Origin of the sequence: Idiomarina piscisalsi, assembly GCF_003987095.1 — a bacterium.
Taxonomy (GTDB): domain Bacteria; phylum Pseudomonadota; class Gammaproteobacteria; order Enterobacterales; family Alteromonadaceae; genus Idiomarina; species Idiomarina piscisalsi.
Map to the genome: position 1 here is coordinate 38,920 of NZ_PIQA01000015.1, position 11,791 is coordinate 50,710.

7 protein-coding genes are annotated in these 11,791 nt (G+C 43.9%); all 7 read right to left on the bottom strand.

What is annotated here, in order from left to right; all coding sequences use genetic code 11:
* Positions 1-119: 119 nt before the first annotated feature.
* The 7 genes from CWI73_RS11880 to CWI73_RS11910 all read right to left on the bottom strand — a co-directional run bounded on the left by CWI73_RS11880 (position 120) and on the right by CWI73_RS11910 (position 11,634).
* A complete protein-coding gene (locus tag CWI73_RS11880) occupies positions 120-2,867 on the bottom strand; it encodes a TonB-dependent receptor (RefSeq protein WP_126752987.1) in 2,748 nt (915 codons plus the stop codon).
* Between the two features lie 169 nt (positions 2,868-3,036).
* On the bottom strand, positions 3,037-3,951 hold the full coding sequence (locus CWI73_RS11885) for an SAM-dependent methyltransferase (RefSeq protein WP_126752988.1): 915 nt from the start codon (positions 3,949-3,951) through the stop codon (positions 3,037-3,039).
* A gap of 104 nt (positions 3,952-4,055) precedes the next feature.
* Positions 4,056-6,890 (bottom strand): TonB-dependent receptor plug domain-containing protein, encoded by a 2,835-nt coding sequence (locus CWI73_RS11890; protein WP_126752989.1) that lies wholly within the window; start codon positions 6,888-6,890, stop codon positions 4,056-4,058.
* A 210-nt stretch (positions 6,891-7,100) separates the two neighbouring features.
* Complete coding sequence (locus tag CWI73_RS11895) at positions 7,101-7,742, bottom strand: 3'-5' exonuclease (protein WP_126752990.1); 642 nt, start codon at positions 7,740-7,742, stop codon at positions 7,101-7,103.
* Positions 7,742-9,574: a DUF294 nucleotidyltransferase-like domain-containing protein gene (locus tag CWI73_RS11900; RefSeq protein WP_126752991.1), complete on the bottom strand. Its 1,833-nt coding sequence runs from the start codon at positions 9,572-9,574 to the stop codon at positions 7,742-7,744. The genes CWI73_RS11895 and CWI73_RS11900 overlap by 1 nt, the downstream gene beginning before the upstream one ends.
* Before the next feature lie 71 nt (positions 9,575-9,645).
* Positions 9,646-11,361 carry a sodium:solute symporter family protein gene (locus tag CWI73_RS11905; RefSeq protein WP_126752992.1) on the bottom strand — a complete coding sequence of 572 codons (1,716 nt, stop codon included), beginning with the start codon at positions 11,359-11,361 and terminating at the stop codon, positions 9,646-9,648.
* Positions 11,362-11,367: 6 nt separating this feature from the next.
* A complete protein-coding gene (locus CWI73_RS11910; RefSeq protein WP_088768705.1) occupies positions 11,368-11,634 on the bottom strand; it encodes a DUF4212 domain-containing protein in 267 nt (88 codons plus the stop codon).
* Positions 11,635-11,791: the final 157 nt, after the last annotated feature.

Here is an 11,791-nt window from a genome sequence, read left to right on the forward strand (position 1 = left end):
AGTTACTCCACTATCGAACGACAATTAAAAAAGCCTGACTTCGATAAATATCCGAAGCCAGGCTTTTTAATCGCTAAACTCTTAAATTAACTGAGTTTCGCTTTCCTATTACACACTTTTTAGAAGTTTTGAGTGTAACGGATGTAAGGTACACGACCCCATGGGTTGTAGATGTAGTAATCATAGCTAGTACCAAACAACGATGCATCAGCTGGTTCACGGTCTGTTAAGTTATTAACACCAAAAGTAACAGTCGCATCCCAAGGCGTTGCATAGTTGACTTGAACGTTATGGATAGTCCAGCTTGGGATTCCGTATGCTAACGGATTACCGTCAGCGTCACTTGTGTTGTAAGTCGTAGAATCTGTGTACTGAATGTTCCAGTTTACAGTAAAGTCACCCATTGCTAAACCGTTATTCAGTGAAGCACGTAACTCTGGATAACCATACTCACCAGCGTCGTTTTCTCCACCATTAGCTGAGTAATTATTAACATAACTCGCTTGGAAGTTGTTGGTTAAAGTACCAAAACCAAGGTCGAAATTGGTATTTACGCTAAAGTCCATACCATCAGTTTCTACACTACCAAGGTTTACTAAGCCTAGTTGTCCACCAACTATTGCAGCGTTTACATCGTCACCGGCAAACATGACACCAACACCTAGCTCAGGATCAGGTATTGTAGTCCCTTCGTCGAATTGACTGATGCCAGATGGGCACAAAGTTCCTGTACCACGTAAACAGTTAGCAGCTTGTTGTAGACCGATAGAGCTGATGCTGTTAGTAATCTCGATATCATAGTAATCGACACTCATGTTTAGCCAGTCGCTAGCTTCCCAGACTACACCAAGACCTATCTGTTCAGAGTTTTCTGATTCTAGGTTTACATTACCTGCTGAATAAGTATTAACCTGAACACTTGAGCCGCCAACACAAGGTTCGCCCGTTAACGCAATACAGGTTGCCTCATCATTAGTGTACTCTGCACTAAACGCTGGCTCTTGGGTTAAGTTACTTAGCGTAGGGGCACGGAAACCTTCCCCCCAAGAACCACGAACCAATAACGTGTCACTTGGGCGCCAACGAACCGCTACTTTCGGAGAGAAGTCACTACCGTAGTCGCTATAATCATCGTAACGACCTGCGACTTCAATATCAACTGAATCCAATACTGGGAAAAGCATCTCACCGTAAAGCGCAGTTACATCACGTTCACCACCTGCTGATGCACCCGATGAACCAGACACCTGACCAGCTGCAGACAGTAAGTCGTATTTGTCTTGGTATTTTTCTTCACGGTACTCAACACCGAAAGCGGCAGAAGAAACGCCTGCGCCCATTTCAAACATGTCAAAACTTACGTTTGCGTATAACTCTTTAACCGTTGAAAACATGTCACGGTTAGTTGTAGCTGTCATACCTAACCCTGAAGGGCTACCTTCAACAATAGAGCCAGTTTCAGGATCATAAACATTATATGGGTCATAGATGTTATAAGTACCATCAGTGATTAATGGTTGAGCCAGACCTGCAACAACATAGTTGTTACCTAAGTTGATTGCACGTGACGTTACATAACGAGCACCGAAATCAAGACCAACATCACCAATCATACCTTTAAAACCACCATCAAAACTGGTTGTGGTATTTTCTACGTTGTTGTCACGTGGACCTAAGGCATCAAAACGATGATACAAAGACAGTGTTTGATCCGCAATTCCCTGATAATACGGGTCAGATGCGTTTGGGTTATACCCGTTTAAATTACCAGGATGGTTTGGACTATCTGGACTAATTTCGATTGCCCCACCAGGCCATGGAGATGATGGTAACGCAGCAAAACGACCAAAACTTTCTACTTTATTTAAGCTACCACTGAAATACACATTCCAGTCGTTGTTGATTTGATAATCACCACGCCCAAACAGTGAGGTGTTTTTCGTACTGGTTAAGTTTGCAGAAGTCGCCCCATGGTTAAACAAACAGTTTCCATTTGAGGCCATAAAAAACAGGTCACTGTCGTCTTCATTAGTACATAACCCAGGTACTGCTGTGCCGAAATCAGGGTGATCTAATCGGTTTGTAGCACCAATTGAACTTGAATGACCGGTCTCAGGGTTTTTAAAACCAAAGTTATTAGAAAATGTCGAACCTGATGGGTTTTCTGGATCATACCAGTAGTCACGGTCACGCGTAAAAATAACATCGCGAGAGTTCATTGACGCACCTAGTAATACGCGGCTCTTCGAGTTAGAGCTACCTATTACGATACTCATTTCTTCAGTGTCGCCACCATCGTTAGTTGGACGACCAACACCGTAAGTAACACTTACGCCATCAAAATCCTTACGGGTAATAACGTTAACAACACCACCAATAGCGTCAGAACCGTATACCGCAGAAGCACCGTCACTCAATACTTCAATACGCTCAACTGCAGCCATTGGGATAGAGTTCAAGTCCTGTCCTGAGCCTAGAATAGGTGAAGTCGGTGCACGGCGTCCGTCTATTAAAATAAGCGTTCTACCTGCGCCTAAACCACGCAAACTAACTTGGGCAGCACCACCACCACTACTACCTGAAGTAGACTGGTAAGAACCGAACGAGTTAAAGTTAGTATCTCGCATGAAGTCAGCAACAGAAATATCACCACTAGCTTCAAGGTCTACACGGTCAATTACCGTTACAGGTAAAGCACCTTCCATATCAGTACGGTTCAAACGAGAACCAGTAACCTGGATGCGCTCTACTTCTTCTTCCGCATTTACGTCAGTTTGCGCGTCTTGCGCAATTGCTAATGCAGGAAAACCTAAAGACGCAGCTACTGCTGCTGCCGTTAAGCTTTTACGAAATGTCATATTTTTCATGAGTAAAAACTCCCTGGAACGTTTTTATTATTTCGCTTCTTTTATAGAAGCTGTTTAGAATCTAACAGGAAGTTAAGGAGTTGTAAACTTTTAGTGTTAATTTTGTTGATAGTGTTTTAAAGCTGTTAAAAAGCCGCCTAATGCGGCTTTGCAAGGAAAGGTTGTATACTTATTTTGACGCTTGGATACATTGACCAAAAATGCCACTTTCTGGAAATTCTACTTCCTGAATTACAACATTTTTAAAGCCTGCTGACTCTAATTGCTTCTTGGCTTCTTCCATGCCTTCTAACTGTTCTACTGCTTTCAGCAGAGTCTGAGTTCTCGCCTTATTTGAATTTATTGAGTTTAAGTACCCTGCATAAACTTGACGTGATTCAACTTCGTTACCTTTTGCCGCAGCTTGCAACACATGCTTTGTTGCCGGTACAAAGTTCATTGCGTGAAAAGCCGGGTTGCGTTCATGTTTCCGTGCAAATTGATTAAGTGCCTGTTGTGCCTGCAACGCTGAACGTGGCAAATTATTGGGTCCGTGTTTCAGTAACGCATCTTGCAGTGGCGCTACAGACTTCTTCAAGTGCTTTACTGCGGAAGGAATTAAGTCATATATAGCCTGGCTTTTCTTGTAAATAACCGATGCTTCCGAATGCACCAGTGCTATTAATACTCCGCCCCGCTTTAACTGAGTGTGCAAATTCTTTAAACCGTCAGCCATATCACCGTATTCAAGGCCATAATGTGACACGAACATACCCACTTTTTTATTGGAGGGCAGTTTGAAAGTTTCATAGGGAGTATTACCTGAAAGCTTAAGCGCTTTGTTTGGCGGGTTAATATCAGCAGAGTCGATGCCTTGAACATCTAACTTTTTGCCCTTTTCTTCTGAGTATTCAGTAAGCCATTGCACAACAGCCCCGTTACCGGTGCCAATATCAATTATCGGTTGTTTTATATCGGCTTCATCGAAACGTTCAAACCAGAATTTACGCATTTGGTAAGCTTGCAGACGCGACTTTTCATCCAGGAAACTTGCTTTCGCACCGCGTTGCCAATACTCAGTCCATGGATTTTTTGTTGTTTTCATTATTGTTCACTCCAGTACTACTACGACATTATTTTCATGCTACCACAAAAAAGCCCGACTCAAAGAGCCGGGCTGATTTATCGAATACTTAAGAAACAGTATTCTTAGAAGCGCATTGTTACGCCAGCAAAGTAGTAACGACCGGTTACATCATAAGCTTCAGAAGCAGTATTGATGCCAGTCGAGCCACTGTTACTTCCCTGAGGGAGAATTGGTGGCTGCTTATCAAAGGCGTTGCGGATACCGACACTGAACTCGTAAGTATCGTTCATATAATAACGAGCTGAAATGTCATGATAAGTGACTGATCCCACATTATTATACGCTTCATAAGGCTGACCAGTAGTATAGTTGTAGTTTTCACCATTCAACGAATCTACTGAGCTGTCCCAATGACGAAGTCTCCACGAAACGGCTACATCACCTAACGTATATGCCATGTTTAGGTTGGCACGCTGCTCAGGCATAGTAACCTCGCCAGCATAGTATGTTGTGCTGCCATCGTACATAGACTCAATTGAGTACTCATCAGTATAGTTCCAGATGAAGTCTGCCGAGAACATACCTTCCCCGAGTTCGGTACGATAGTTCATTTCAACGTCAACACCTGAAGTACGAATGATGTTTTCGTTTGACGAGCTACTGTTAACGTCAACTAAAACACCTGAAGAACTGCGTAAGGTTTGATCCGCACACGTTGGGTCGAAGTTTTCAGGAGATACACTATAACAACGCTCCAAAACAAGGTTGCGAGAGGTAATTGAAATAGCGTCTTCAACTTTTATTTTGTAGTAATCAACAGTCGCAGACAGATCATCAGTAATTTGCCAAATCGCGCCCAAGCTATAAGTATCAGCTGTCTCCTCCTGAACATTCGGGTTACCACCGACAAAACCGCCGGTGCCCTGAGTTTCAGCATCAGTCAGGTTAAATTCGCCTGAAGACTGAATACGGGCGTTAACTGAGTCAATCGAACGACAGTTTGTATCGATATTACCCTCACTTGTTGCAGTAACCCCTTCGCAAGGATCATATACGCGAGCAAATGTTTCGCCAACACCAGAGTAAAGATCAGAGATGTTTGGTGTACGAATAGCCGTTGCCGCTGACGCACGCAACTTCAAACTATCGATTGGCTCATACTCGGTACCCAAGTTCCAGGTCAGCGCACTGCCCGATGCGGAATGCTTAGAGTAACGTGCAGCTGCGTCAATTGACCAGTTCATTAACACTGGCAGGCGAGTTTCAATAAACACATCTTTCGTGTCAAACCGACCATCGGTTGGTTCTGACTTGTTAGTACTTGATGCGCCAGTTTGTGCTAAGTCACCAGGGCTATAGCTACCTTTTTCTTCACGATACTCTAGACCTACAGCTAACCCCATGTAGCCACCGGACAGCTCGATAGGTAAGTCACCTGATACGACACTTTGCACTACAAATTGTTCAGCGGTACCGGTTGCTTTAGCTGGGGTTGCGACATAGTCAACAGCGGCTTGAGAAATAGTACCTTCACCAAACATGTTCAATGGAACACAGCCTTGCATGCGGGCAATTTCGCTTGCGCAAACCAAGTTTCCGTTACCGTCATCGATGACATCCAAAGCAAGACGCGCACGGTCAGTATTGATTTGGCCGCCGTTTAACTGCTCTTGGTTTGTACGGCCCCAAGTAAAGTAGTTGTCCCAAGTCCAGTTGTAATCGATTGCATAACTGAATCCCGATGCAACCCGCAAAGTATCACGAGTTACGTCAGTCGAACGAGGACCAAATTCAGCCATGCGTCGAACAAAATCGATTCGCTGTGAACCAAGGTCGTTGATACCGTGTGATAATAACTTATCGCGCAATTCTTGAGGTACTAACGGAGAGTATACGCTCAGTCCGGCAACAGGTTCGTCTACGCGATTATTCATCCATAGGTCTTCGCCAACATTAAATGGTGTTGGCTCAATGGTAGAGCCTTTAGTTTGAGCCGAGTTCCAATGAACAGAGCCAAACACGTTTAGATCACTCGAAAGATCTTGGCGAATTTCAGCCGATACATAACGACGTTCTAAAGGTGTCACCAACTGACGAGCTGATGCACGGTTTAAACCACCAGAATAGTCAGAACCGTCGGCATCATAGTTACCAACGGTAATACCGTCTTCGTCTTTTACAGTAACACGGCCTTGAGTCGGGTATGATGAGAAAGCGTCACCAACAAAAGGATTACCATTTTCATCGTTAAAAATCCCGCTATCTCGTGCTGAGAAATCACGATCGACTGATTTAAGACCTTCGTCGTTATCAATACCGAATGATAACCATGCGTTACCATCACTCCAGTTTTTACCCGTTGTGATATTTAAGGTTTGGGTTTGACGGTCATGCTCACCAGAAATACCGGTTTGCGCATTTACTTCAACACCCTCAAAATCTTTACGTGTAATGATGTTAACAACACCCGCAACGGCGTCAGAGCCGTAAACAGCAGAGGATGCGCTCTTAAGGATTTCTATACGCTCAATCATTGCCGTTGGAATAGCGTTTAAGTCAACGGCGTAACCAGAGGACGGATCAACACCCGATACAAAACGTTGGCCATTAAGCAATACTAACGTACGTGCAGCGCCCATATTGCGCAATTCAGTAGTGTTCAAGCCGACAGTCGCTGTTGTAAATGCTGAGTTAGACTGATCTGAGCCAGCGATAGCTACTGGAGACATGTTCAAAACCTGTGCAACATTTATTGCGCCAGTCTGAACGATATCATCACGACCGATAACCGTTACAGGAACAGGCGTTTCCATATTGGTGCGGCTTAAGCGCGAGCCCGTTACTTCGATTTTTTCGATATTATTATCAGCTGAATTGTCTTGAGCTACCGCAGGAAACGATAACGTAGACGCAACCGCAAGCGCAGTCATGCTGCGACGAAACAGTTTGTTATTCATGAGATTACTCCCTGGAACATTTATTTTTTTAACGTTGCTTGATTGGCGAAAAGCAACCTGATCCCTTAACAGGGGATTAACCTTTTAACTCTCAGGGGGGATCTTTTCAAGGGCTTTACAGGGGTTTTATTGAGGCGGTTTGTTTGTTCGATTATTAATCAAACAAAATGTTTATCAAACGCTCAGATATATTAATAGATTTAACATTGGTTACCTTTTCAGTAACAGGTGTTTCACAGTTAATTCACGTTCATTAACAGAATACCCCTGCGCCAAAAACAACTCACCACAGGCAGTTGCATCGGTAAGCGCATGATGTGAATGATAATCAGGTAGTCCGTATCGCTTACGGCATGCTGACAAAGTAAGTGAGTCTTTTCGTACAGCCCCTTCCACTTTTTCAAGCTGTTTTTTTTCAAACGCTAAAGTGTCAAATACAGCGAGCGGTTTCATAGGAATACCGTAAACTTTTTCAGCTTGCTTTAAGAACCCCCAGTCCATGCCCTTGTGGTGACACACCATCACTGCATCGTTTAGCGCACGGCTCAACATTGCAAAGGTCTGTTTCGGGTCTGAGCTGTGAATAAAGTCGTCTTTGGTTAATCCATGAATGGTTGGGCTCTGCCCTAAGTCAATTTCTTGACCATGAGCAAATACATGATACTGAGCATTACCAAGTTGTATTGCCGGTGGCTGAATGCTCACCCATGCAATTGACAATATGTCATGCTTAGTCGGACTCAAGCCAGTACTTTCAATGTCCAAAGCAACATACCTAAGCTGCTGCCAAGGCTGCTTCAATTGTTGCCGACGGTCATACCAATTCGCGAGGTTTTGTAACCAACTGGCCATTAATAGCCCTGCCTACTGAATTTTAACCCAACGCCTTGCTGTGCTTCTTTTATAATACGAAAAGCGCTTTTCAGTTGTCGTCTTGAAAGCGTGCTTAGTTCATCGGGATCAATCGCGTTTTTAGGCTTGTCGGTTCCCCAAACTTTCAGTTGATGATTGAGTCGTAGCTGGGTCAAAAACTCCCATGCTTCGAGCAGTGACTGGTTGTCTTTTGAATTTAGCAGACGACTTTTTTGCAAGGCTTTTAAACGCGCTACAGTACCTGGAACTATCAGTCCTTCTTTTAATGAATAAATTCTCGCGATATCGTTAATTAACGCAATTCCATAGCGTTTTATATCAATGGTGTCTTCACCATCCGCATCTGAAGTCCGTAGTCGGTTAAACAGACCTAAGGGCACTTGTATCTTATTGACTAAAATAGCCAGGTTTCCTAAGAACATATCGTTATTGGCCAACTTGGCTATTTCTTCTCTGTAAGTTTGATAAAAGCGACCTTCACCCATAACAGGTCGGCTATCGAAGAATATCTGGCAGTACATGAGCGCTTTGGGAGTTGGGCTATTTATCCAACCGTTGAATTTTTCCTTCCACTCATCAATGGTACCTCGGCACTCGGGGTTAGATGCCATAATATTGCCCGGGCATAAAGGAATACCGCACTCTCCCAAGCCTTCACAAACATATTCGCCCAGGCCGGCAAACCACTCTTTTTGCGATTTTGAGAGGCCGTTACTCAGTAGTAGCCCGTTGTCCTGATCGGAACTTAACGTTTGATCTTCTCTTCCCTGAGAACCAAATGCTAGCCAGCTGTATGCGGCAGGTGCGGCACCGTGCTCCTGCTCGTACAATTTGATCAGTTGACGCGTCATCCCGTCTGTCACTGAAGCCATCAGCCGGCCTAATACCGAGGTTTGTTTTACTCGGCTGGCAAAAGTTTGCAGGTAATCGGGTAACTTCGCAGCTTCTTCTATTAACTGCTTTTTGCTCGTCGCCTTGCGAATAGCGCTTATAAGGAACACAGGATCACTACGCTGCTGACGTATTAAATCCGTAGCGGTTATCATTCCAACCGGCTGATTATTATCATTTACCACCGGTAGATGGTGGATATTACTCGATGTCATAACCGTCAGTGCATCCATTAACGAGCGGTTTTCGTTTACTGACTCGGGCAATTGAGTCATCACCGCTGAAACTCTTATTTCTAAAGGCAGCCCCTCAGCAATAACACGATTTCGTAAATCCCTGTCGGTTAAAATTCCAACCAATTGATTATCGTCTACAACCAGGACGGACGAAATTCCGCTTTGCGACATGAGTTTAGCAGCATCCTGAACTGAGGTTTCACTGCTTAAACTAATCGGCGCTTTGGAAACAATAGAACGAACTATTTGCTGACTCCAGTCTGAGTCAGAAGTGGTGTTCGCTTTTCGCTCAGTTAATAAACGTTGTCCATGAGCTTTTATAAAATACTGCTCAAATGATTTTGAGGTTTTTCGAAGACGATCGAACGCATGCTCTGGTAATACGTAAACTATTCCGTCTTTTAATGTCTTTAAACGGTTAGTAATTTCTCGACCAGTTAACAGCGATGGGTAACCAAATAAGTCCCCGCTCTCCAGACGCTCGATAAGTTCACCGTCGGCATCACGCAGATCAAAAATTCCCGACCGCACTATAAATAATGCCGGCCTCATTGAGGTCATAACGTCATTGCAGTTCTCTTCGTTCAAATACACCGACTGTAACTGCGAAATAACCCAACTAAGGTGCTCGCTTTTTAACTCATCAAATGGTGGGCATTGCTTTAAGAATTCAGACGCTTCCATAATGGTTTTCGTCCTTACTTACCGTTAAAAAAGCCCAGCACTGAGGCTGGGCTTATCTTAGTCGAAAGCAATTAGTGAGACTGAGCTTCACCGGATCCTTTCGGATACCGTATTGACTCAACCAATTCCTGAATGTCTTCAGGAGCATCACCTGTTGCTTTGTGTACGATTGTTGCAACTACAAAGTTGATAATCATACCCAGAGTACCTATGCCTTCTGGCGAGATACCAAACAGCCAGTATTCAGGCGTGTTCAGTTCCGGCGATACAAACTTAAAGAATACAATGTAACAGAAGGTAAATAGAATACCCACAACCATACCTGCTACAGCACCTTGACGGTTCATGCGCTTATGGAAGATACCCAGAATTATCGCAGGGAAGAAGCTTGCTGCGGCTAAGCCGAATGCAAAGGCGACCACCTGCGCCACGAAGCCGGGCGGGTAAATACCAAAGTAAACAGAGATAATAATGGCTGTTGCGGCTGCTACCCTAGCGTATAGAAGTTCCTTCTTATCGGTAATATTCGGCATTAAATTTCGTTTCAGTAAGTCATGCGAAACCGATGTCGATATGACCAAGAGTAAGCCTGCGGAAGTCGATAGCGCTGCAGCAACACCACCAGCAGCTACCAGTGCAACAACCCATGCTGGTAGGTCAGCAATTTCCGGATTAGCCAAAACCATAATGTCACGGTCAATAGTCATCTCGTTGCGTTCATCGCCCGAGTAGAACATCTTGCCATCTTCATTTTTGTCTTCCCAGGTAATTAGACCGGTTTTTTCCCAGTTCTTAACCCAGCTTGGTGCATTTTCATATTCAACACCTTGTAAGTAAGGTCCGTTGACTGTGTTGAAGATATTCACTTTTGCAAAAGATGCGATAGCAGGAGCTGTTAGGTAAACAACAGAGATGAAAGTTAGAGCCCAAAATGCTGAACGACGTGCATCGCGCACCTTTGGTACTGTGAAGAAACGAACGATCACATGCGGTAAGCCTGCCGTACCAACCATTAATGCTGCAGTAATAAAGAAGACATCTATTTTACTACGAACACCTTCCGTATACGCGGCAAAACCGAGTTCCTTCGAAAGCCCATCAAGCCGCTCAAGTAGATAATTCCCTTCCCCTGGGACGCCTTCAGCTATTGTCGCACCGAAGCCGGTTTGCGGTAGAAAGTGATCGGTCATCATTAATGAAATAAATACCGCAGGTACAACGTAAGCGAACATCAATACAATATATTGAGCAACCTGTGTATAGGTAATACCTTTCATACCGCCTAAAACAGTATAGAAAAATACGATAATTGCACCGATGATAACACCCGTTGCGATATCAACTTCCAGGAAGCGTGAAAATACAACACCGACACCGCGCATCTGACCAGCTATATAAGTAAAGCAAATTAAAATTGCACATAATACTGCGATAGTGCGCGCTGTTTGCGAATAGTAACGATCACCAATAAAGTCGGGTACGGTGAACTTACCAAATTTTCGTAGGTATGGAGCAAGACACATTGCAAGCAGTACATAACCGCCTGTCCAACCCATTAAATAGACCGAGCCATCGTAACCTGCAAAAGCAACAATACCAGCCATTGAAATAAACGACGCTGCCGACATCCAGTCAGCGGCTGTTGCCATACCGTTCGCTACCGGGTGTACACCACCGCTTGCAACATAAAAGTCGTTTGTCGATCCGGCACGGGACCAAATTGCGATACCGATATATAACGCAAAGGTCAGGCCGACAATAATAAATGTTAGCGTTTGAATATCCATAGCGCATTAGTCCTCATGAACGGCGTATTTGTTATCAAGTTTTGCCATGCCTTTCATATAAATGAAGATAAGCACGATGAAGGTAAGAATGGAGCCTTGCTGAGCGAACCAGAATCCAAGCTTAAAGCCGAAAAAGGTTATCTCGTTAAGTACATCCACCAGTATGATTCCAAAGCCATAAGAAACGATAAACCAGACCACTAATAGCTTTAACATTAAGCCTAGGTTTTCTTTCCAGTACGCTTTGGCATGATCTTCACTTTCAAATGCCATAAACGTCCCCTCCAGTTGTTCAAATTAATATTGTTATTGGGTCGCTAACAAATGTAGGAGGGTTTGTTAATATAGGGAATTGGACTTTGGTCGTAGCCTGAAATTTAGATACAAAAAACCCCGATGCATTTGCACCGGGGTTATTTATTTGAAGTCT